The sequence below is a fragment of the Rubripirellula lacrimiformis genome, assembly GCF_007741535.1.
In the GTDB taxonomy this organism is placed as follows: Bacteria; Planctomycetota; Planctomycetia; order Pirellulales; family Pirellulaceae; genus Rubripirellula; species Rubripirellula lacrimiformis.
The window spans coordinates 8,429,977-8,452,048 of sequence record NZ_CP036525.1 but is presented as its reverse complement, the minus strand read 5'-3'; the positions used below and the strand labels follow the sequence as shown (position 1 = coordinate 8,452,048).

At 56.7% G+C, this 22,072-nt stretch carries 29 protein-coding genes; 17 read left to right on the top strand and 12 right to left on the bottom strand.

The window, feature by feature from the left end; genetic code table 11:
• Positions 1-3 precede the first annotated feature (3 nt).
• From K227x_RS29685 to K227x_RS29630, 12 genes are all read left to right on the top strand, one after another.
• Positions 4-2,151, top strand: a complete 2,148-nt coding sequence (locus tag K227x_RS29685; RefSeq protein WP_145176732.1) for a hypothetical protein — start codon at positions 4-6, stop codon at positions 2,149-2,151.
• The gene (locus K227x_RS29680; RefSeq protein ID WP_145176729.1) at positions 2,148-2,465 is read left to right on the top strand and encodes a hypothetical protein; all 318 of its coding nucleotides are present in this window, start codon (positions 2,148-2,150) and stop codon (positions 2,463-2,465) included. Before K227x_RS29685 ends, K227x_RS29680 begins: the two co-directional genes overlap by 4 nt.
• 6 nt (positions 2,466-2,471) lie before the next feature.
• Complete coding sequence (locus tag K227x_RS29675; protein ID WP_145176727.1) at positions 2,472-3,872, top strand: hypothetical protein; 1,401 nt, start codon at positions 2,472-2,474, stop codon at positions 3,870-3,872.
• A gap of 320 nt (positions 3,873-4,192) precedes the next feature.
• The gene (locus K227x_RS29670) at positions 4,193-4,480 is read left to right on the top strand and encodes a hypothetical protein (protein WP_145176725.1); all 288 of its coding nucleotides are present in this window, start codon (positions 4,193-4,195) and stop codon (positions 4,478-4,480) included.
• A gap of 140 nt (positions 4,481-4,620) precedes the next feature.
• Entirely contained in the window at positions 4,621-5,049 is a 429-nt protein-coding gene (locus K227x_RS31680) for a DUF4279 domain-containing protein (RefSeq protein ID WP_391540471.1), read from the top strand.
• 448 nt (positions 5,050-5,497) lie between these two features.
• A complete protein-coding gene (locus K227x_RS31030; protein WP_218933647.1) occupies positions 5,498-5,734 on the top strand; it encodes a hypothetical protein in 237 nt (78 codons plus the stop codon).
• A gap of 93 nt (positions 5,735-5,827) precedes the next feature.
• Positions 5,828-6,445, top strand: a complete 618-nt coding sequence (locus K227x_RS29655; protein ID WP_145176716.1) for a DUF1572 family protein — start codon at positions 5,828-5,830, stop codon at positions 6,443-6,445.
• A gap of 222 nt (positions 6,446-6,667) precedes the next feature.
• Positions 6,668-7,159 (top strand): hypothetical protein, encoded by a 492-nt coding sequence (locus K227x_RS31350; protein WP_246146379.1) that lies wholly within the window; start codon positions 6,668-6,670, stop codon positions 7,157-7,159.
• Between the two features lie 396 nt (positions 7,160-7,555).
• Entirely contained in the window at positions 7,556-7,843 is a 288-nt protein-coding gene (locus tag K227x_RS29645) for a hypothetical protein (RefSeq protein WP_145176713.1), read from the top strand.
• Positions 7,844-7,970: 127 nt separating this feature from the next.
• Positions 7,971-8,759 carry a hypothetical protein gene (locus K227x_RS29640; RefSeq protein WP_145176710.1) on the top strand — a complete coding sequence of 263 codons (789 nt, stop codon included), beginning with the start codon at positions 7,971-7,973 and terminating at the stop codon, positions 8,757-8,759.
• Positions 8,760-8,801: 42 nt separating this feature from the next.
• Positions 8,802-9,224: a hypothetical protein gene (locus tag K227x_RS31345; protein WP_246146378.1), complete on the top strand. Its 423-nt coding sequence runs from the start codon at positions 8,802-8,804 to the stop codon at positions 9,222-9,224.
• Positions 9,225-9,391: 167 nt separating this feature from the next.
• Positions 9,392-10,678 carry an ATP-binding protein gene (locus K227x_RS29630; RefSeq protein WP_145176707.1) on the top strand — a complete coding sequence of 429 codons (1,287 nt, stop codon included), beginning with the start codon at positions 9,392-9,394 and terminating at the stop codon, positions 10,676-10,678.
• Positions 10,679-11,093: 415 nt separating this feature from the next.
• Here K227x_RS29630 and K227x_RS29620 read toward each other — a convergent pair whose 3' ends face one another.
• The 12 genes from K227x_RS29620 to K227x_RS29565 form a co-directional block, all read right to left on the bottom strand.
• Positions 11,094-11,351: an ASCH domain-containing protein gene (locus K227x_RS29620; protein WP_145176704.1), complete on the bottom strand. Its 258-nt coding sequence runs from the start codon at positions 11,349-11,351 to the stop codon at positions 11,094-11,096.
• 55 nt (positions 11,352-11,406) lie between these two features.
• Complete coding sequence (locus tag K227x_RS31025) at positions 11,407-12,063, bottom strand: hypothetical protein (protein ID WP_218933646.1); 657 nt, start codon at positions 12,061-12,063, stop codon at positions 11,407-11,409.
• A 72-nt stretch (positions 12,064-12,135) separates the two neighbouring features.
• Positions 12,136-13,272, bottom strand: coding sequence for a PT domain-containing protein (locus K227x_RS31020; RefSeq protein ID WP_218933645.1), 1,137 nt, complete (start codon positions 13,270-13,272; stop codon positions 12,136-12,138).
• On the bottom strand, positions 13,262-14,053 hold the full coding sequence (locus tag K227x_RS29605; protein WP_145176701.1) for a putative metallopeptidase: 792 nt from the start codon (positions 14,051-14,053) through the stop codon (positions 13,262-13,264). Before K227x_RS29605 ends, K227x_RS31020 begins: the two co-directional genes overlap by 11 nt.
• A gap of 4 nt (positions 14,054-14,057) precedes the next feature.
• A complete protein-coding gene (locus tag K227x_RS29600) occupies positions 14,058-14,318 on the bottom strand; it encodes a hypothetical protein (protein WP_145176698.1) in 261 nt (86 codons plus the stop codon).
• Positions 14,319-14,570: 252 nt separating this feature from the next.
• Positions 14,571-14,807: a hypothetical protein gene (locus tag K227x_RS29595; RefSeq protein ID WP_145176695.1), complete on the bottom strand. Its 237-nt coding sequence runs from the start codon at positions 14,805-14,807 to the stop codon at positions 14,571-14,573.
• On the bottom strand, positions 14,807-15,418 hold the full coding sequence (locus K227x_RS29590; RefSeq protein WP_218933644.1) for a 3'-5' exonuclease: 612 nt from the start codon (positions 15,416-15,418) through the stop codon (positions 14,807-14,809). Before K227x_RS29590 ends, K227x_RS29595 begins: the two co-directional genes overlap by 1 nt.
• A 142-nt stretch (positions 15,419-15,560) precedes the next feature.
• Positions 15,561-16,262, bottom strand: a complete 702-nt coding sequence (locus K227x_RS29585) for a tyrosine-type recombinase/integrase (RefSeq protein WP_145176689.1) — start codon at positions 16,260-16,262, stop codon at positions 15,561-15,563.
• Between the two features lie 3 nt (positions 16,263-16,265).
• Entirely contained in the window at positions 16,266-16,469 is a 204-nt protein-coding gene (locus tag K227x_RS29580; RefSeq protein WP_145176686.1) for a carbon storage regulator, read from the bottom strand.
• Positions 16,470-16,555: 86 nt separating this feature from the next.
• Positions 16,556-17,230, bottom strand: a complete 675-nt coding sequence (locus K227x_RS29575; RefSeq protein WP_145176684.1) for a hypothetical protein — start codon at positions 17,228-17,230, stop codon at positions 16,556-16,558.
• Complete coding sequence (locus K227x_RS29570) at positions 17,227-17,496, bottom strand: hypothetical protein (protein ID WP_145176681.1); 270 nt, start codon at positions 17,494-17,496, stop codon at positions 17,227-17,229. The genes K227x_RS29575 and K227x_RS29570 overlap by 4 nt, the downstream gene beginning before the upstream one ends.
• On the bottom strand, positions 17,493-17,804 hold the full coding sequence (locus tag K227x_RS29565) for a hypothetical protein (protein WP_145176678.1): 312 nt from the start codon (positions 17,802-17,804) through the stop codon (positions 17,493-17,495). Before K227x_RS29565 ends, K227x_RS29570 begins: the two co-directional genes overlap by 4 nt.
• Positions 17,805-17,992: 188 nt before the next feature.
• Between K227x_RS29565 and K227x_RS29560 the strand changes: the two genes are divergently transcribed.
• From K227x_RS29560 to K227x_RS29540, 5 genes are all read left to right on the top strand, one after another.
• On the top strand, positions 17,993-18,385 hold the full coding sequence (locus tag K227x_RS29560; protein WP_145176674.1) for a hypothetical protein: 393 nt from the start codon (positions 17,993-17,995) through the stop codon (positions 18,383-18,385).
• Between the two features lie 5 nt (positions 18,386-18,390).
• Positions 18,391-19,281: a hypothetical protein gene (locus tag K227x_RS29555; RefSeq protein WP_145176671.1), complete on the top strand. Its 891-nt coding sequence runs from the start codon at positions 18,391-18,393 to the stop codon at positions 19,279-19,281.
• A 625-nt stretch (positions 19,282-19,906) separates the two neighbouring features.
• Positions 19,907-20,551 (top strand): hypothetical protein, encoded by a 645-nt coding sequence (locus tag K227x_RS29550; protein WP_145176668.1) that lies wholly within the window; start codon positions 19,907-19,909, stop codon positions 20,549-20,551.
• A gap of 4 nt (positions 20,552-20,555) precedes the next feature.
• The gene (locus K227x_RS29545) at positions 20,556-21,233 is read left to right on the top strand and encodes a hypothetical protein (protein ID WP_145176665.1); all 678 of its coding nucleotides are present in this window, start codon (positions 20,556-20,558) and stop codon (positions 21,231-21,233) included.
• Between the two features lie 394 nt (positions 21,234-21,627).
• A complete protein-coding gene (locus K227x_RS29540) occupies positions 21,628-22,071 on the top strand; it encodes a hypothetical protein (protein WP_145176662.1) in 444 nt (147 codons plus the stop codon).
• Position 22,072 lies beyond the last annotated feature (1 nt).

Genomic DNA, 22,072 nt, shown 5'->3' with positions numbered 1-22,072 from the left:
CCCATGAACATCGACCTGACCGCATTGCCGCGAATCATCGAGACGCCCGCGCAGGCCGTGTGGGTCAAATCGAATTGGTCGGATCCGTTCGTCCTGCGTCCCGATCTGATCGCCACCCAAACCGTCGACTCGCTGGCTCCGGATCTGCCCACCGCCACCCTGCACTACCAATACGGACGCGTTTCGATCCCCGGTTCACCCCAGTACGTCGATTATCCGGTGATCACCGACTGGGGGTTCTACGTTCTGGTCCATTGGTGGATCGTCATCGACGGAACGCCCCACAGCCGATGGTGGCTCGGTTCATCCGATCCACCCGTCACCACACCCATCCGCGGTGCCCGCGATGGCATCCCCGCCGCCGGCACCCAAACGATCCCCTGCTTTGGCCTGGAACGGGCGTTGCAATTGTCGCTGGTTCGATCGTCGATCGTCGACGGTGGCATCACGCCTGGCGAAGGCGGCGCCCCGGACACCGCCAACGATCCCAAACGATTCCCAACCGGATCGATCTTCAACGACACCCTGGCCGGCAATCGCAGCACCCTGGGCGATGCCGACACATTCGCCCCGGTCCGCAGCGACGATGTCGATACATGGTCCAGCCGCGACATCGTCGGGCACCTGGCCGCCTACCATCTGCCCCAACCCAACGGTGATGGGACCCTGCTGCCGTGGTCCGTCGGCTCCCTGACCGCCGTCCCCGATTGGGACGCCCCACGCATCGAAACCGACAACCGGACCGTCTTCGATCTGCTATCCGAAGTATTGTCGGCCGATCGATTGCTAGGCTGGACCATTCGCCCCACGATCGGCAGCGGCGAAACCCCAACCATCACCGACTTGCAGATCACCCCCGTCACACGCACCGACGTGGCAATCGATCTGCAGGGCGTTGGCAACCTGCCCGCCAATCCACGCACCCACACCATCACCGGTGCGGCCGATCCGCTGACCATCATCGATGTCACATCCGATGCCGCGTCCCTCGTCAACCAGATCATTGTCGAGGGCCCCCGCGAGATCGGCATCTGCACGTTGACCTATGACGACCTCGAAAAGGGATGGGAATCGACCGACGAAGACGCATACAGCGACGGTGCACGGCTAGAATCCGGATGGACGGACCTGAAACAGTACGAACAGCGGACCGCCAACGAACGCGTCCGCGAAAAGTCAACCTACAACGATGTCTTTCGGTCCCTGAAACTGCCCGATGATTGGGACGGCAACGCCGACACCAGCGACCGTGTGTTCATCCAGGACGAAGACTCCGAAGGCACGAAAACCGATCACCAGCCCAACGTCCGCACGATCCAGCTGCTCGAATCGCTGCACCTTTACGAAGGCGTCGACTACGAAGGCGACCCGACGACCGTCGATGAATCGGCGGGGAAACGGTTTCGGTCGATCGAGTTCATGATCCAGCGTCCGGACGCCACCTTCGAACCTCTCGAAAAGCTTGGCGTCCTGTCCAGCGGCTCGGCCGCCAAGTCCGCCGGCATCAACCACACCGTGTCCGGCGACCCCGACAACCGGGAAGGCGCCGGGTTCCGCTTGTCCATTGCCGGCGGCCCGCCCCACGCGATCGCCGGACCTGGCTTCGTGGGCAACCCTGCCGACGTCCGGCAGGCGTCTTTCGGCGGATACGGGTATTCGGACATCATCGTCACCACTGCCATCATGGGCGATCGTCGTCCGTTCTACGCGATGCCGACCGACGCCGACCTGGGCGACCTGGACATCGTCCGACGCCGCGTGATCCGGGTCGAACATCCATCGACGACGCACGTGCACATCGCCGCCGCCACCGTTGTTGGTCTCGATTCCGCCGGCGATAAGCTAACCTCCGACGGTGGCGTCTTGCGCGATCCGACCGAGGTCCTGCGTGCGTTGTGCATCCTGGCCGCCAAGTCGCAGGTGACGGGTACCAAGCGGGTCGAACTGACCACGTCCCGCCTGATCGATGGCGTGTGGGTGGGTGACGTGATCGCCGGTGTCGATGGCCAGCAAACCAGCAGCACGGTGCTGCAGATCAAAATTGACGCCCCAATCGCCCAAGACAACCAGCTGCCGGACGCCGCGCGGCTGACCATCACGGCCGCCGGCACGACGGTGGACATCATTCGATTGTTGGCGGATCCATCATGACCAGACGCAATTCACCCAACCCATCGCTCGCACCCTACACCCGGATCGTCGATGCGGTCAGCAAGACGACCACGCCCGCCTCGGTCGTCACACCGGCCGGTGGTGGCGAACCCCGCAAACGACGCTGCACCACGTTCCAGGCCGAGATTGTGGACTCGATCGAGGTCAACGCCAACACCGAGGATCTGATCAGCACCGGCGAAGTGGTGGACGTGTTCAACAAATCCAACGAAGCGATGCCGATCGGCGAAGACATCGTGATCGGTCAACGGCCCGATCTGAAATGGACCATCGTTTCCTGGTTCTGCGAGTAAACCACCATGGGCGATCGAGCATCACGATGCTGCCAGGGTTGCGAACTGTTCGCGATCGCCAATGTCCTGGACAGCGAGGCCGAGGGCGTTTCGACGATCGGCGGCTACCGGGTCGTCGGCAAAGTACTTCCCGCCGCCGGCGACTATGCGATCGAGATCGATGTCACGTTCGACGGCCAGGTCCCCGCCGTTTATGAACTTGCGTTCCAACTGATCGATGCCACCGATACGCCGGTGATGACGTGGACGCACAAACTCAAAGAGTTTGCGTTCGATTACGATGCCCAATCGATCACCTACGTGCCCACCGTCGGGTACTGGGCACGGGACACAATCAGCGACCTGGAAACCGGTGTCACCTATCCCGACGGCCAACGCTTGGTATTCGACCGGATCGTGATGCGTGCGGTGTCGGGCACTTTTGAACGTCGCATCGAAGACATCGGCGGAACGGAACCATGGCATATCGAGACCGGGTTCCCGATCGGTTTCGACGGCACCGACCTGGCCGAACTTGGGCCGCTGCGTGTCGGCGTCAAAATGGTGACCGGATGGTCGGGATCGGAATCCGACCTATCCGTCAACGTCACCGGGTACAAAACGCTGGTCGAAGCGATCGCCGGCGACGAAGAGGAATACTATTGCGATCCCCAGGCCGGCAAGAACCCGACCTGCGACAGCCCCACCGTATGCCCCGTCACCTGGCCCAGCTACGCGACGCCGAGGTGGGCTGAGAGTTCAATAGGAATCACGGGCTTCACATTTAGCAGCACGACGCCGCATCAAAGGCTATTCCAAGAATGTGCTTCCAGCTGGACTAGAGCCCAGCAGCCCGTGTGGCCGAGCGAGATCTACGGACCCGTGCCCCCCAACCACGAAGATATGTCCTACGTTGAATCGTATCACGCATTCAACTTCGAGCCTGGGCCGTCACCCGTCTTTGATAGGGTCGCAGATGACACGTTTCTTTACCCGACGGGCATCGGTTACAGTGCAGGTGCGACAGTCATGGCGACTGATGACCCGTGCCTCTGGAAGGTGCGGGCATTGTTGCAGATGCAAATTCTGCAGGGGCCTGACTACCCGGTGACGCTGCCCTACCGGACAGACACCGGAAAGGCGAACTTAGTCGCGAACTACGATGGGGTCGGGTTGGGCACTGTGACCGTGTGGTTCGAGAAGACAGTTCCGCGATGGTCGGGTGCACCACCAACGGTATCGTTCGGGTCAGCGGATGTCATCGACCCAGTATCGTTTGACCGAGTCACGTCGTATTCAGTCGACATGGTCGAAGTGTCACCTGGCGTGTGGAGAATGATCGGCGATGGAACGAAAGAGACTCACAGTACAGCCGGCATTTCGCTGACGATCGCCGCCGAAACTCTAACCGGGATCCCGCACCCGTGACCGACTTCTCTTGCATCCGTTGCCGGCGAACGATCTCGAGCGCATCGGGCCGCTGCCCCGTATGCCGACCATCGGCGATCCACTTGTCACAAACTCGGCCGATCTGTGCGACCAATCGATGTGGCCACTGGGTCAAGTGTCGCTCCGGCCACGGCTGCGATCTGCAACCGTCCGGACCATGCCGACACGACAAGCATCTGTTGGACGGTGGCGGTTGCCTGGCCGCCGAACCGCTGTTCGCCCCGATGCCTTCAACGAACAGCGTCACACTGCGGGACACGCCCGCCGGCGTGAAGTACTTCGGTTGACGGGACCACGACATGGTGATCGCCGATCCGGACTGGCTAACCAGGTCGGTGGCCAAGATCGATGCCGGCAGCGTCGCCGTGCAGCTGGTCGGCAGTCTCTCGTACCTGGATCAAAACCGTGTCGGAAGTGTGTCGGTCAACAGCGGCATGTTCAATTTAATGGAATCCGGCAAGACCGCCGGCAACCCCGGCGGTGCTGCAACCGTCCGGCCCACAAAACTTCGGAAAATGCACGAAACGGGTCGACTTACCCAAATGCTATCGTATCGCGATTGCATCCCCCGTCTGGACCGGCCATAGTAAGGTCCCGGCCGTGAAGCCCATCGGCACCAACCGGTGATAATAAGCCAAAAAACCCTGTCATCACCCGCTGTAATGGGTGCGAAACAAGTTCCCCGACTGAAAATCTCTAACTCTCGGAATCGCCTGATTTGACTCGTGTGACAACGGGCCTAAACGACTACCGCTACGTTGCATCCCTGTACATCGACCATCCCACGGTTGACCCTGATGCAATCACTCGCGGCATGCCAATCAAACCCGACCGTATTTGCCGTATTGGTGACCCAAAGCGAACGCCGCGTGAAGGATTTTACGATCGCACACATTGGAGTGTTAAACTTCAAACACCGGCTGATGGCGACGTAGCTGAATTTCTGAGCATGGTCTTTGAACGACTTGATAGCTCGCGTGCTTTACTGACGGAGCTAGCGGATACGGGTGGCCGTGCCGAGATCTTCATCGGACTATTCGCTGATCGCTGTTGCGATTTTGAAATGCCGCCGACGTTGCTTGCGAATCTTGCGTCCCTGAGCCTCGGATTGCGCTTAGACTATTACGGCCCTGACCGTTCGCCGCCCACTCCGTGAAACGACATCGGCGGGGAACCATCGCGTGCACCGGAGAACGTGATCCAAGCGATTTCCCTGCTAGAGACATTTCCTCGCGTTCCCGGTGACGCGTGACGTTACCCGACTGAGATCCATGAATCGTCTTCTCGCCCTCATTGTTCTTTCGCTCACGCTAGGCTGCGGGGACTCGGACCCAATGGCCACGAACAACCCTTCATCTGAAACGCGTGTCCAACTTTTCAACGAAGCGGTTCTCGGTTCCTCACCGACCGACGCCATTCCGATGCTCTTGACTTCCGCAAACGCATACTGGTCTCCACGACAGGTCGTTCTCGACTACAAAGACGGTGCTTGCTACGGTGCGATGGTTCATTACGATCGGTCGCAGTCTTTTGAGGTACTTCGCTCTGCAATCAATACGCGATTCGGCAAACACGAACAACCGACTTTTGCTGACGATCCAACGATGGGTATCTGGCGCATGGACGACGCTGGGTTTACGATCCAACTCAGTGACGACGACGACGAGGATTCGTACATGGCGATCTATGTTCGATTTGTCGATCCGAACACGATGGCCACCAAAATTGAAGAACTGAGCGAGACCGAACCAGAGCTGTTCGACGACTTTCCTCTTGACGATTTCACCGATGCACTGCGTGAAAGCGACACAACGAACCCGACGACCCGAGACGGCGGGTAACCATCCCGTGCACCGGAGCCGGGCTTGCGCGGTTTCGCAAATGGACGATCAACTTTCCCGGCCCGGTGACGGGTACCGTTACCCGACTGACATATGACTGATACCAATCCTGACCCTTGGCTCGAATCCGCGAGTGCGACTGTCGCGTCATATCGGCGAATGATCGACGCATGCGTTGAGCAACTCACCGATCAGGAATTGTTCCAACCACCATCGCCGGGTTTAAACTCAGTCGGGGTGATTCTACGGCACCTTGGTGGTAATTTGCAGAGTCGCTGGACCGACTTTCTTGCTACGGACGGGGAAAAGCCCGACCGTAATCGTGACGCTGAATTCACGGACTGGGATGGTGATCGTGATTCACTGATGTCTTACTTCGATGCCGGATGGCAATGCCTGCGCACTTCGCTCGATCTACTCAACGACGTTGACCCGCGCCAGATCGTATTGATTCGCGGGGAACCTCACTCCATCGCCGACGCCGTATGGCGCTCTCTAACTCATGTGTGCTACCACGCCGGTCAAATTGCAATGATCTCGCGTTCCGTCCACAAGGGAGATTGGCGATGGCTGACAATTGCCCCTGGGCTCTCCTCTAAGCACAACCAAGAGACATGGGGTACATCGTCAAGTCGCTCGGTGTTCTCAGACCGCCGTAATGAAGCTGACAATACCGGATCTCCAGGAACAACACCCACTCTCCACCCATGAGCGGGGCGGATTGCGGCAAACTAGGGGGAGTGACGAGGGCGGGCAAGCGTTCCTTCCCGGCCACCCCGAAGCGCAGCGTTGTAAGTTTGATAACCATCCTGTGCAACGGAGTGGCGTGTCAGGCTGCTTGAGGATGGTTGAATCGCTCGTCGCCACCCGCTGATGGCCACCGTTATCCCATTGCGGACTATTACATCGAGAATTGAAGGAGAAATAGCTTCTATGGATGAAGGTCCATCGATTGTTTCATACGTAATGGGCGCTGCTTTTTGCGCCCTGCTTATCTATTGGCAGGTAATACGAGGAAAAGCGAAAAAGGCGACAGCGAATCGCGAACCACGCGCGATCACGTTGGCGGACCTTCATGGGAAGTGGAGAGTCGTGTCGTTTGGCCAGAATGGCGGAAAGGCTCCTTTTTTCATCGCTCGGCGAATGAAGGCTCGACTTGTCGTCGAAGGAGACCGTTTCACCAAATTCATGGGTGACCGGCCGTTTGCAGCTGGACGCTTAGTGATCTCCACAGACGGGAATCATTCTACATTCGACGAGTATGTCGATACTGCAGACGCGTCCGACAGTGTCAGTCTTGGGATCATCCGATGGGTAGGTGATAAGATCGAGCATCTGCAGGGCAAGGCTGGGGAAGATCGGCCCACAAGATTTCCGTATTCAAGCGACTCAAAGTGCGGATACGCTTTGATGAAACGTGAATAGCTCCAGACCATCGGACGAATTGGGATGACCAATGGGTTGGGCTCGGAGGCCTCGAAGGCGTTCGTTTGAAGTGGTTGATCTTTCGCTCGTCCCCGGCCAACCCCGCCGTTCGATCGCGCCGACCAGGTGTCGTTGGTCGCGTTCCACTTCAACCCGATGTGATACGAACGAGTGCAGCGAACCTATTTCGAATGGCTGCCCACCGTCGGGCCTCTGGCCGATCGCCTCCGCTGCTATGAACTCGTTTTCGACGACGACGAACCCGAAATCCCGGGCTCGAGCGTAAGCTGTGGCCAGCGGGCCAAACACTGGTTGTGGCAAAAGGAGGCGATCTCAAACCGGGCACTACGGGACACTCCCGCCGGCGTGAAGTACTTCGGTTGACGGGACCACGACATGGTGATTGCCGATCCCGAATGGCTATCCCCGTCCTTGGACAAGATCGATGCCGGCAACGTGGCCGTGCAGCTGGTCGGCAGTCTCTCGTACCTGGATCAAAACCGTGTCGGAAGTGTGCCGGTCAACAGCGGCATGTTCAATTTGATGGAATCCGGCAAGACAGCCGGCAACCCCGGCGGTGCCGCAACCGTGTGGCCCACAAAACTTCGGAGAATGCACGAAACGAGTCGACTTACCCAAATGCTATCGTACCGCGATTGCATCCCCCGTCTGGAACGGCCATAGTAAGGTCTCGGCCGTGAAGCCCATCGGCACCAACCGGTGATAATAAGCCAAAAAAACCCTGTCATCACCCGCTGTAATGGGTGCGAAACAAGTTACGTGAACTAAGATGAGTCACACGCACTCAAACATGGAAACAAAGATTCACGAATGGCTTTCGTCTCAGGGCTACCCGCTGGAGATGTTTGCGTCACGGTCTTTCGACCGAGCTGGATTTAATGTGATCCAATCCGACTACTTTGAGGACCCCGTAACGGGAGATTCACGAGAGCTGGATCTACGGGCGTCGGTCCAGGCCACGTTTGGCGAGATGTTCCTTCGCGTGTCGCTCGCAATTGAATGCAAGTCCACCCCTGGGAAGCCCTGGATTCTCTTCACTAATCCCAGCCGTATCGCTGACCCTGCACGCGTCGCACAACGTGGCTATTCAAAGCTCGCCAAGAGTTTTCTGAATAGCATGGCTCACAACAAATCCATGCAGAACCTTCCGGCGTTCCAGGTTCCGGAACGTACTGCGTATAGCGTCACACAAGCGTTTACAACCGGCCAGGATGTTGCGTACAGTGCCGCGATGTCTGTTTCTAAAGCCGCCGGTGCGATGCTTGCTGACGCTGACAGGCACACGTCGATGGGGGAGCGTTACGCATTGGTCGCGTTTCCGGTGATTGTGATTGACGCGCCCCTTGTCGAAGCATTTCTCAATGACGCCGGAGAGATGGTTGTCTCGACGGTTGACTCTGGGATTCTGATTTGGCGCAACCCTGTAATGCACAATCTCCTGAATTGCATCTCTATCGTTCGTCGGGATTCTGTCGACGCATTTGCGAGCGATATGCATTCTTCCTTCATTTCAATTTTGGAATTTGCCAAGAATGAGATACCAAAGCACTCCTTTATCGTGGGCGATCGAGACACGTAACCATGTGATCGCTTTACGCTTGCTTGTCAAGCGTCAGTGACGATGAGCTCCAGCGAATTCGTGCGCCGCTGGTGCCTTCACATTCAGCCGGACCAGCTAACGAAGACTCGCTACCTAGGTGGATGGAGCAACAATCGCCGAGGCGACTACCAAGATCGTTGCCGCGAGCACTGCGGCAGCGACCGGATAGAACTGGTCCAAGATACGCCGAAGCCTTCATGGGCAGAGATCTTCTGGCGAGAGGACGATCGCTGCCCGGGGTGGTACGCCGACCGGCAAAGGGAGTCGCATCGTCGTCTCTGGACGGCCAGCTACGGTACCGATTTTTACGATTGGTACGTGGAAACCCAGGTAGAAAGTGCAGAGGGAATCGAGCGGGAGCCAATCGCCATGGTTCAGTTGCCGCTGGCAGGATTTACGGGCGATCTCGGCTACCCCCAGTCGTATCTGGTAGACTCATTCTGACGGGCCGGTCGTCTCGGCCTACGTCCGCTGCGCTGCCCCCAGTGCGGCGACAAAGTTCAACGCACGATCTATCCGTCAGCCAGGCGGCAACCCCAAAATGCAACACTTGGGTCTTTCACGCCTGGCCGAAGGATAGATCGCAATTCGTTATCCGACTAAAGAGAATTATGACAACGATACGCGCAACGGATGTCTTCACGCCAAGTGACTATCCAATCCAAACTTACATCGCGCGTGACGACGAGCGTCTTGAGAACCGCCTGCGTGATGCGCTCGCAACACCAGGTGAGATTGTCTCTCTTTCGGGGCCGTCGAAATCGGGAAAGACCGTACTCATTCAACGTGTTGTTGGTGAAGACGAGTTGATCGTTATCACAGGCGCCGGTCTTGAAAGTGGCGCAATGCTTTGGGACCGTGTGCTGAACTGGATCGGAATTCCCGCCGAATCATCCGAACAGGCGTCAGCTAGTTTTGGCGGATCCATCTCCGCGAGCGCCGGAGGAAAGGCAGGTATCCCGCTTGTCGCCCAGGGAGAGGCGTCAACGGAACTCAAAGGCAACGCGTCAAAGACAACAGGAAAATCTACGAGTAACGTACGTGGCGGGCTTCAGCAAGTCGCGTCCGAGATTGCTGGAAGCGATTTCGTGCTGCTTGTCGATGATTTTCACTACATGCCGAGAGAAATTCAATCTCAAGTCGCGCGTGAAATAAAGGAGGCGGCGCGTCTGCAAGTCAAGATTTGCACCGCGTCCGTTCCGCATCGATCTGACGACGTTGTTCGAGGTAATCCTGAGCTGCGGGGGCGAATACGTGCGATTGACTCGGACTATTGGGATATTCCACATCTTGTGGCTATTGGTGACATTGGGTTTCCGCTACTTAACGTAACGCTCGACCCTGCGTCGCTGAACTTCTTCGCAACTGAAGCGTCCGGATCTCCGCAGTTGATGCAGGCTCTCTGCTTACAAGTCTGCTTCACCATGAACATTCGCGACTTCCAAGGCGAGCACAAAACCTTGACTCTGGACCAAACGGTTCGCGACGAAATTCTCGAGGAGACTTCAACACGTACAGACTTCAGTTCTTTAGTCGCCAAGTGCCACAAAGGGCCTAATACTCGCGGGACAGAACGAAAGGAATATTGCCTTAGCGATGGATCATCCGGCGATGTTTACCGAACCGTGCTCTTGGCGATGGCCGCAGACCCGCCAGCGCTCTCACTGAATCAACACGTCCTATCCGAACGCGTCAAAGTCGCATGTGCCGGAGGCACGCCGTTCAACTCAAGTCTTTACCAAGCATGCAGTCAAATTGCGAGAATCGCAGTGGATATGTATCCAGAACAACGCGTCGTGGAGTGGGATTCCGACGAGAATGTCTTGGATATTGTTGATCCATACTTGCTATTCTATTTGCGTTGGTCAAAAAAACTGGACTCACTTGCGCGTACTTGATCAAGCGGGTGACCATCGCAATCGGGATAGGGGCCGCATTTCTGCGGACCCCTCCCACAACACCTAGCATGCGGGTCCGCACTAGGCGTTTCGTCGCAAGGATGCAAGCGACCTCCAACGCTCTTCAAGGCTAAACAAGCCCTCGGCTGTAAGTACTTCGATGGACAAGCTCGCTGGACGCCTGACGTCATGGAAAGACGCCAGGCCCCCTTGCCGCTCATCGCAAAGCCACGAGCGACACGGTACGAGACGCCCAATAAAATCAGTTTCGTCAGTCGAGTCTTCGACTGACGCCACTGCTTCCAGTAACAAACTCGGACTCGTCAGTACTACGGCTGATGCTGACCACTGAGGACACGAGTCGTGTCGGTTGGTCGGGGCGCCCTCCCATGTGCTCGCAGAACATGACGCAAAACTAATCTGCAGACATTTCGGGGAACCCTTCTTTGGCCGCTCCGTCCTGGATCAAGTTCAGCGGCTCGCGTCGAACGTCGGTGACGTAGATCTGCCCTAGACGTTCGATCTTCTCGCCTGGCCTCAATCCCATACACTTGACGCATCCGTTCAGGATGTCGCCAGGCTTCAAGAATTTCCATCCCTTTCGACGCGTGACCGTTTTGGTTTTGTCACGGATCTGCTGGGTCGTCAGAGCAAAGCTGATGTTTCGTGGCATGGTGAACTCTTGCTTGGGGAATGACGCCGGACTGCAGGCCGATCGCCCGATGACGCTACAGAACCGCCACGAACTCCTTGCTGCCGTCACCCTTGTCGAGGGTCATCATCAACGGCTTTGGCGTGGGTGGACGAACCACATCCAACGCTTTTAGAAACTCGGCGGGCGGTTCAAACTCGTCCGTCAACATCGCCGTCGTGCACGCCAGGTCCGCATCGCGGTCCAACGAGAACGTCAGCAGGTTGGCGATTTTGTGTTCCTTGCAGATCTCAATGATCTGACACATCAACGGACTGATTTGCTCGTCGTAGACTTCCTCCTTCGTACGCTCGGACGTCGCCTGGGGATCCGCGTCGGGACTCGCTTGGGAATTCGTCGTTTCCTGGCAAAACGCCCCATTCGGCTTCGTGCCATCGTTGGCCGGGACGCACGCATCAATCAGTGGCGTGATCTTCTGGACCACGCTTTTCAGCAAGGCGACCTTCGTGTTTCTCGCCTCTGTCCGATCGGCGGCAAGTTTCGCGTACCGATCGCGAGCTTCCTGTGGCAGTGCGGGATTCCGTGCGAAAGTTGCGATCAACTTATCAACGCCCGACGGATTCGACGCCAACGCATCGATGTCTCCAAGCACCGTCTCAAAGAACGAGTGGAACTCGGCTCGTTCGTCCTTCGAGATTGCTGGCAGTTGTTTGATTTCCATTTCGAATGTCATCTTCGATTCCTTTGGTTTGTCCAATTTAGACGGATTGAAAATGATCGGTCGCCAACGCCGGCGACCAATCCGTTAGCGGGTTTCGGCTCGCATGATCGCGGCCAGTTGGTTGGCGACATCGTTTCGGCGATCGTTCATCACGCCATCGTTGTTGGGGTTGCGTCTGACCGGTACCGATCGCTTGGCCGGCTGGATCTGACGTGGTGGACCGCCTGGTAAATGAGGCCCGATTCGAACACGGCTTAGAATTTTGGACAGGTCGCCCTTGGACACGCCCAGGACGTTCGCCAACGTCGTTCGGAAGTAGGCCGGCGGATTACGCGGACGACACGCCTGGCAGCCCATCACGGCCGAACTGACCGCCGCCTCGCTGATGATGCCGGCGTGTTGGGCCGCAGCTGCCTTCCACAACGTTTGCCCCTCGGCCCCGTGATAGTTCAACCGTTCGAAGATCGACGCCGCGATGGTCGATGCCTGGTCGCTGGTCACGATCACAGGTGTCACGATCGATTGGGCATTCGCTGGGCCTGCAATGATCGATGGCTTCGCTTTGCCAATCACATTTTTCTGGTCCGCGTGTCCACGTCCCTCGTCGCCTCCGGAACCATGGACCATGTAATCCTTAGTATCCATGGATAAAGAGGTACGGCATGGCGCCGGTGGTTGCGCCGTTGGATGCGCCGGTGGTTGCGCCGTTGGATGCGCCGTTGGATGCGCCGTTGGATGCGCCGTTGGATGCGCCGTTGGATGCGCCGTTGGTTGCGCCGTTGGGTTGGCAAGCGTTCGGGCATTGGGGCCACTGGATGGCTTTCGGTTCATCAACTGGCAAACAGCATCCCGTTCGCTGGTCAGGTCAGACCATCGGACCACGGCGCCGGGATCGATCACGGTGCGAGAGATCCGGCCACGCCCGCCTGGTGCGACGGTGACGGTGCGATCGACCAGCCCCAGTGATTCAAGGCGACGAAACGCCGAACGGGCTCGGCTGGCACCATGACGCGGCGCCAACGCGGTCACTGGGCCTTCGTGGTGGCGCAACCGGGCCAAGCGTCGAAGCATGACGAACTCAGCTTGGGATCGGTCCAAACCGATCGACGCCGCCGCGCGTGCGATCAGACGGCGCCACGCCCGACGCGCCTTCTGCCCGGCGACGGTCTCGGCGTCGATCGATTCGAATCCCAATCCATACTGGGTCACGCTAACGGCCATCGTTCCCGCCTTCCCGTTTGGCCCAACGAGCCGACAGTTGCAGGTGCGGCGTGATGTCGATGACTTTGCCGGCGGTGAAGATCACGGCCCGGTCTGTCTTGTCGACCCATGCTTCGACGATCGACGTTTCGCCGCCTGACTCATAAGGGACCGCCGCATACATCAACGTCTTGGGGTCGACTTCATCAAACAGGTCGCGAAAGTGCGCCGCGGCCTTGGTCCGCGATAGCGATGGCTTGATCGCATCAGGATCAACCGCCGGCGGGCCATCTTCCCAGCCCGGCAAATACAGCTGGCGGATCGGTTGAGCACCGAAGAACCGTTTCGCTTGCAGCACTTCGCCCGAGTCATCTCCGTGACGTCGTGCGATCGAATCGAACCAACCAAACTCGACATCGTGCGGACGCAATCGAAACTTCGGTCGCCCCAAGTCGTCTACGTTGCCGGTGAACTCCAAGTGTTCCAGTTCGTGGTCCAAGATTGCCCGCAGCGTCTTCTCGGTCCAATTCGTGTATCGGTCGCCATCGATCAGGATCTCGGCGTCGCCACGTCCCATCACTCGGTCTTTCAACTTCGTGACGCTGACCGAAGCCGCGGCCGGATAGCCGCTCCTGCCCTGCAGTGCCGGTCCGATCGGTTGCCCGTCGGCATCCCGCGAAGCACGTACCAACAGGATGTCGATGACCGTTTTGAAGTCGGCCAGCGGTTGGTGAAATTGGGTCAACAGTTCGCCGACCAATCGCCGGCACAACGCAGGTGCCTTTTCGTATGTCTTGCCCATCGAATCATGCCCCCTTCGATTGATTGGGGTTGGTGATCGCTTTCATGTCTTTGCCGCCGCTGGAAGATGTCGGATCAATGTCATCGCTGGGGTCCGTTCGAAGAGCGCGTACCGATAGCGAACGCTTCCTAAAAACGGTGTCAAATCCGGACTGACCGAAGTTCGTGCAAACTTCCGTCAGTCCGACCAAGTGGCTGGGCGGTTTAGGTCGACCGTCGACCCCGTTCAGGTCACGGCGATCGGCATTGGCAACGTGATCGATCACAACATCGATGCACTTGATCGGTGGACAAGCTGCGTCCGATCCGCTGCGATCTTGCTGGCCGGCGAGACTGCATCGGGTACGAATGCCCGGGTGTGTTTTGGTAGTTGTGGCGCCTGCGGCCACGTTGACGGTCGCGCCGCCTGTGCATCTGACAATCGCCGACGCACGCAAACATTGCCGCCAGGATCAGCATGGCGATCAACTCGAAACTGCAACGCATCGATTCCGCGATCGTGTGACGCATGGCGTGAATCATCGGTTGTCCCCCATGATCAGATCGGCGCGAGTGACCGCATCATGCAACAGGCTGACCAAGTCGTCAGCATCGTCGACCTGCATCGCGATGACCGACTGGCCAAGGCGTCTTGCGATCGTCGTCTGCAGGTGCAGATGCCGCATCAACACGCGTGCACGCTCGATCTGTTCAGCGTCCCGCGACGGGTCGCCAACGTGCGGGTACTTCGTCGGTTCAGTGGCTATACCGTTCATCACGCCTTCGATGCCTCCGCCGTGACTGCCCGTCGTTCGATCTCGGCATAACAACGCAAGCATGCGTCGGCGTCGGCCAGCGCTCGGTGGGCACCAAAAACGGGCGTGCCGAACAGAACCCCGTGTAGTTCGCCAAGCGATGCCCACTTCAAACCGAAGTGACTCGGGATGGCACAGATCGGGGTACCGGCTTTCATCGTGCAGAAGTGCGGTCGATCGATGTCGGCCAGGTCATTGCCGTCACGAATCGATTCGCATCGGATCACCGGCCAATCGAAATCGATGTTGTGGGCGACCAGCAAGTCCGCCTCCTGGATCGCTTCACGCAGTTCGTCGAGCGCGTAGTCGATCGAAACGCCGCTAGTCTCGCACTGTTCTTGAGCAATCCCGTGGACACCGAACGCCTCGGCCGTGATCTTCCAACCGCTGGGCCGAATCAACAGCGATCGTCGTTCTAGCACCTCACCGATGCCCGACGGGCCGGCCACCGCCAACACCCATCCGATCTCGACAATTCGTGGCCAGCACTCAACGTTATCTGAGGCGCCTCGCCAATCCGACGGGCTGTCGTGAGTCTCGGTGTCGATCGCTAATACAACAATGCTGCTCATTTCCCTGATCCCCGTTCTGCATGTTCCTCGGTGGTGAATTCCCAAACGTCGCCTCGACACACAAGACGACCAAACCAAAGCTGAAACGACTCGAAATCCGCCGACCGAACATCGATCTGGCGGCCGTCCCTTGTCATCACTTTCATCCCGCCAATTCCCCGGCCGTTTCGGTTTCGGAAAGTTGCCCGGGCTCATACAGTGACAACTGAAAAGATCTTGCCTGTTGCTTTCGCAGGTAATGCTCTGTCGTGCGGGCCGAACGATGTCCCAGCAGCCGCTGCACCACTCGCAGTTCGCCCGATTGACGCATCGCCATCTGGCACGCGGTATCACGAAAACAGTGGCTGGAAAGGCGAATGCCGAACATGTCGCTGAACATTCCGCACGCATCGCGGTTGAATGAATTGTTGTCCATTCGGCTGCCCGTTCGCGTCGGCAACAACCATGGGGATACGAACGCCGGCGTACGTTGGGACCTCCAATCAAACGTCAACGTGATCAGTGCCCTGGCGACGTCGACGGCTCCACTGTCGCCGCCTTTGGAACGTGACACCCAGGTCGATGCCGATCCGAGCGAAACGTCCGAGACGCGCAGCCGCCGAAACTCTGAAAACCGCAGTGCACAAGAAGTCATCCAAAGCACCGACAACGCATGCCGGCGTTTTGTCCACTGACGACGACCGCTGGCACTTTGCCAATCGATCTTGTGACCGTCCTGGGCCAGACACCAACCGCGTGCGGCAATCGACCAAACGACTTCGTAAAACGGCTTCACCAAATCCAGCGGGATCGGCGCCGTGGCTCGTCGGCCAGTATTTCGTTGGCCATCGGATCGAGGTGACATCGGTCATTCCTCCCCGCCAGGGTTCTGGATCGAAGACGATGCTCGGGCGACCTTGATCTCGTGAACTTCGCGGCGATCGATCACCACATCACGCGGCGCCTTGACGCCGATGCGGACCTTATCGCCGCGGATCTCTGTGACGACGATCTCGATGAGACCACCGCCGATAACGATGCTCTCGCCTTTGTGGCGTGACAAAACCAACATCCTGTACCCTTCCGTGTGATTGTCAAAAACTAAGAACGTCCAATTGCGATGCCCGGATTCGAACCGGCTTTCGCGGTCTGGTCTGCTTACCCGACCAGTTCCCACGATTGCGTCTGATGTGGCAGCATGCTTACCGGCTGTTGCTGATCCGGACGCCCAGGGCGAAAGAAGAAGTACTCGTCCGCATCGACGTCATAGTGAATCTCGACGCGTCCAAGGTTCGGCACCAAGTACCGACCACCATGCTTGATCAAATCACCGTGCTGGTCGCGCGGGACGCGGTTGTTCGTGATCGCGTCTGGCAAATCGGTCGGTGGCAAAGTCTTGGTTGTCATGTCGTCAAATCCCTGTGGATGGTGGTGTGGTTGCCTTGCCCTTTCGGTCGCTCGAATCACGGCCGCCGTGCTGCCCTTTCGCGTGGGACGTCGCTGGTCGGTGTGATGGATCATCCCGCGACGTTTCAGTTCGGTGATCCGCCCGCTGAACTCGTTGGCCGGCAACCCGGTCGATGCCGAAAGTTCATCCAGCGTCACGCCACGTTCGCCCGCTGCGATGATTCGGCCCAACCAAATGCGGCAGCGCCCGGGCAACTCGCTGGCAATCTCGCGATAGGTTTCGTTGCGAGACTTTGTGCCCTGGTCGACACCTCGATTGGCGTCCACCGGACCGGGGGCAATCGCAGGCCCGGGGACGACCGCAGGGGCATCGAACAACGATGGCTGGTCGCGAAACTTTTGGTCCGGACGCATAGCCATGCTCATTTCGCCCCCACCTTCAATCGATCCAGCTTGGTCGACTGAGTCGCCATGGCTTCGATCAAGTCATCCAGATCACATCGGCGGTACCGCTTTTCGACACCCGTCCCAATGGGGATCCCGACGATGTCCTTCACCGACTCGTATCCCTTGAACGTGTTCAGCGACACCGACAAGTAGTCACAAGCCATCGGCCGCGTCAGCAACGCTCGCTGATTGATCGGCGTCGCCGCCGCAATCCGTTCCGCCTTGGTCCTGGTTTGCCTGCTCACGATGCCGCCTTCTTTGCCAGGTCCTCGAATGGATTGCTCGTGCGCAGGGTGCGTTGTTCGTACGAATCCAGCACCATTCCCTCGCGGATCATCTGCTGCTCGAAATCCGCCTTTTCGTCGTCGCTTTTTCGGCGGCGGATGCCGCTGTTGAACTGGTTCAGGTGCTTTTTGCAGCACCCCCGTCCATGCATCGGCGAGTCACATCCGGGCACGATGCAGATGCTGGCGGCGATTGCCGCTTCGATTTCTTTTTGGCGTGTGCGTTTCACTTGAACCGTCCGCATGTAAATGCGTTTTGCGTAGATCACCGAGCCAATCCCAATCAAGGAGGAAACTTGAGCCCTCCATTGGCCAACCGGACCGATGTTACAGAACTGTTACAGAATGTAAAGCAAAAGGTAGCAGAGCGGCTCCAGAAAGGTTCCAGTTGGTGGCCCTAAGTTGTTTTGTCAGAAAGAGTTAGACAAGACAAAAAAAGTTTCTTAGAGTGCTACGCATGGTTAGACATGGAGACGGAATCGAAACGTGCTTGATATGCGGAGACGAGGTGCGAACTCGTGGACTCTGCACAAAGCACTATGCGCAGTTCAACCGCCGCAAACGGTCGATGACTCGCCAGCAGGCCGAGGCATTTGAAGAGAAGCTGATCGCCGATGATCTACTCGCCCCATCGAAGCAACCGGGCCGACCCGCAGCTGACGATCCGTTCGCTGATGTCGCGGAAGCCATCATGAGCCGCTACCCGATCACGACCGCCAGCAAGATGCCGGCCGCCAAAGATTCAGACAGCGACGAGGCCGACTTCGATCGCCAAATCGAAGCGGCAAAGGCAAAAGACGAAGCCGCCAAGCCAGCAAAGAAGACCACCAAACGCAAAAAATCGGGCTAGATCAAATGCGGATCGCGTGCTTCCTGACGATTTTCTTCGCGACCGTTTCGTTTGCCCAGCGCCCACAGCTACTGACCTGGGAAACCACGGATGGCCACAACGCCAAAGGCATCATCTACAGCGTCAACGCTGCGACCAACAAAGTCACGATCTTGGTGCCAAAGGAAGTCGATCTTGATCGGTTGACCGAAGCGTCACAGGAAATGGCTTTCGAAGAAGTCAAAAAGCTAGCGGTTCCATCGAAGGAGCCTGAGCCCGTAGAGGAAAAAACGGAAACCGAAAAAGACCCGCAATTCATGCTGCTCGGATCAATCGGCGATCCAACCATCGAAGAGTGGGATGCTGCCACGTCCGAAACCAAGATCGCAACGATTGGAACAATCCTGTTCGGAATCATGTCCGCAGAAAAGTTCAAAGACGAGATCAACGCCGAGCTGCGATCGCCGACCAACTTCAACAACGCCTGCTTTGAAATCTATGCGGGTGTCGAACTGTTGCGGATGAAATTGGAATCCGATGGGCAACAAGATCGTATCAAAGGATCGAAACTCAGCGACTATTTCGGCGCTATTTTGAGTGCCAAGAAGTGGCTTCGAACCAATTCCAGAATTGTCGAGGGCATCAGTTTCGACGGCATGACTGTGATCGAAGTAGATTCAAGCTACCCAAAACTCGCCGGCAAGATCACAAATCCGACATCAAAAAATCTGATGATGGGGAACTTCAATTTCAGCTGGGAGCGTGATGGGAGAATCGAGGCGATCAAGGCTCTGGTCATCACGGATCTGAAACCTGGGGCAACAAAGACATTCACGGTTGATCTTCCGAATGTTCCCGACGGCGAGTCACCGTTGGAGTTCGATATATCGCCGACCGGCCTTCTGTTCGATGAGTGATTGAAGATTGCCAATCCCACCGTTGATCACTGACTTCGCTACATTCCTCTCCATCACCGAGGGTGTCGCTACGGCGCTGCTCTGCGGTGATATAGCGTATCTGAGTTGCATTGCAGATGCAGAAGTTACGATCGGTATTCAATGAAGAGGGCGGCCTGCTTCATACTGAACGTTCCTGCACTTCCCGCCCCCATTACTCAGAGTTATCCAGGAATCGTCGCCGTTTGGACTTCCAGAATTGGCAGAAATGACTTGGCTCGCCTTTCATGAATTTAGCCAGCCATTTATTACCGCTCCCCCCGGCGGAACGGTATAATGCAGGACCGCTAAGCGAAACCCCGTCTTACGGAACGAAATGAACGGGACCACAAGCCGGATTCGCAGTTAGCGAATACTAGCGACTGACGTAAAGCATGCCGTTCCACACGAAGCCACATTACATTACCCCCCAGCGTGTGAGCTGGTTAGCGTATTCTCAATACCACATTGGACGATGCGTTTAGCGACATCGAAACATTGCGTATGTTGTGGGGATTTGTTTCTCGACAGATCTATGTCTTTTCATTTATTGAAGTTCTTAGCATAAGCACTTACGCATACGGCCCCAAGCACTAGCGAAAAAAACATGACTCATATTGCTAGCAAAGAGCCGGGGGAAACAATTGTTGCGAACATTAGCAATAAGCTCAAACCCGCAATGCGAGGCATTGCCCGATGGTTACCACTCGTCCTGGCCTCTCTTTGTCTAATGCTCAGCGTTCCATCCAATTGGCAAAAAGCCCATCGAGCTTGGTTTTCCGACGAGCCATTTTACAGCCTAACAATACCCTGGTCAGCGCAGACGCAAAAAATCGTGACTCGTCGCTATGAAAGTTCGCAAGAGTTTTCCAAGACAGCCTTGGCAATTGTCGCAAGCATTTGGGGTATCTTTTTCTTGGGGAAAAAACAGGTGGATCAGTTCACAAACGGTTGGGCTGAAAGGCTTGCGATCCTTGCGGTGACATGCCTTCTTGTAATCTCTATTTACTACGGGCTCCGTTACACAAACGCACTCATGGCCGAGGAAATGAGAGCAGAGAGGTTAACGTCTCGTGACAATATTCCTAGTGTTATCCCCAATATCCTTGACGCTAAATACTCGAAATGGTACTCGGCTCAAGTTTTCTTTCTGGTTTCCTCTGTTTTTATCCTGGCAAGTGCCATAGTAACTGACATGTGGATACTCCGTGAAGGTAAATCGCCAAGCTCGATAAACACAAACACGAACTGATAAAATGCGAAAATCACTTGTAGCCATATTTGCGATCGCTATTCTCTCTCTTTGCCACTCATCACACGGGCAAACCAGTGGGGTCACAGATCTCAATCAAGCATGGACTGAGATGTACAAGGCCCTCTATACCGAAAAGATAATTTCAATAAAGGAGCTTTTTGATACCGAAGATTTCCGCCGACTGGTCGAGCTTTCTGAAGCGTCTGTTGAAACATCGGACCTGTTACTTAAACCATCTCTTAGGGAATACGATGTCCCTCAGCTAATGAAATTGGAGGCGTATTCTTTTAAAATACCCCAGGAGAATATTTCAACCTTGGTTGTCGCAGAGTCATTTCGTCGACTAATTGCCGACGAAAGCGGTCAGATTAGCAAAAAAAAGCTTGACAGTTTTTCCAGTGTCGATTCAGCGAAACGCTTACAAGCGGAAATCTACGCGACTACTTTAGTGGTCTTCAGGTCGTCTCCGAGTGGTGCAGGGGTAATCGCGAATCGAATTGGGACAGAGTTTCCACGCGTTCTTCCTGATCCCACGCTAAGTGTCTTTGCACTAAAACCAGGCACCTACCGATTTGTCTGCACTTTCCCAAACTACTCGGTCGAAAAAGTTTCCGATATTAAGGGCGAGCTTGTGGAGATTCAGTTTTCGTCAAAAGAGAATCCACAGGAACAAAAGTGAAAAGCAGATCAAGCCGAGCCAACAATAGCAGTTGAATGCTTGGGCTCGGCGGATGCTGAAGAACCTGAAACGTCTTGCCTGAGCGATTCGCGTGTTGCATTCAGCGGCGAGCATGAGCCATTGTTGCAAGACTAAGGAAAACACGAGACGAGAACTTCGGGAAGGTCAGTCGCAATCCGTGAACTCGCACGGCGCATTTGAGGTGCCACGAATACCGCGACCATAACTCACCGATTGGTAGTGGAGACACTTTCGCGCTGGAGTATCTCGCACGACTTCGCTGCACCAAACCAAAATTGCGTGACGAGTTCCGGATGTGACCAAACGTGTCAATCCGCTAGCAAAACTGAAGCTCTCCACATGACTGCACCCCGGGCGCACGAGAGCTACCAAGATGGTCGAACCTGGCACCTACCTCGAATTCAGCTACCCCATCAACCGACACGTTCGACTCTTCGAAGTCGTCCCCAGGCGTCTACGAAAGATCGAGGTCAAGCGAGTGCGTGATCTGGTCCGCGAACCGCTGACGATCAACGAGTTCGCTCGCCGACCGTACGTGATGCGGTCGCGTTGGCTGATCGCGGGCATCGACCTGGACGTCGGCCAGTGGCGGCAGTTCTACCTGGGATCGAGCGACGAATTTCGGGCACCCGGGAACCTTCGAATCGCACTTTACCGACCTGGCGATACCTGCCCCACTGAAATCCTAGGACGTGAATTCCTGCCAACCGTTTTTGACCGCCGCGTGATGTTGCGACTGATCCGTCGCTGGAACGATCGTGACCTAGGGCAAATGGATCTCCGTATCGTGTGCGACAACTTTCGAATTGTGAAATGAA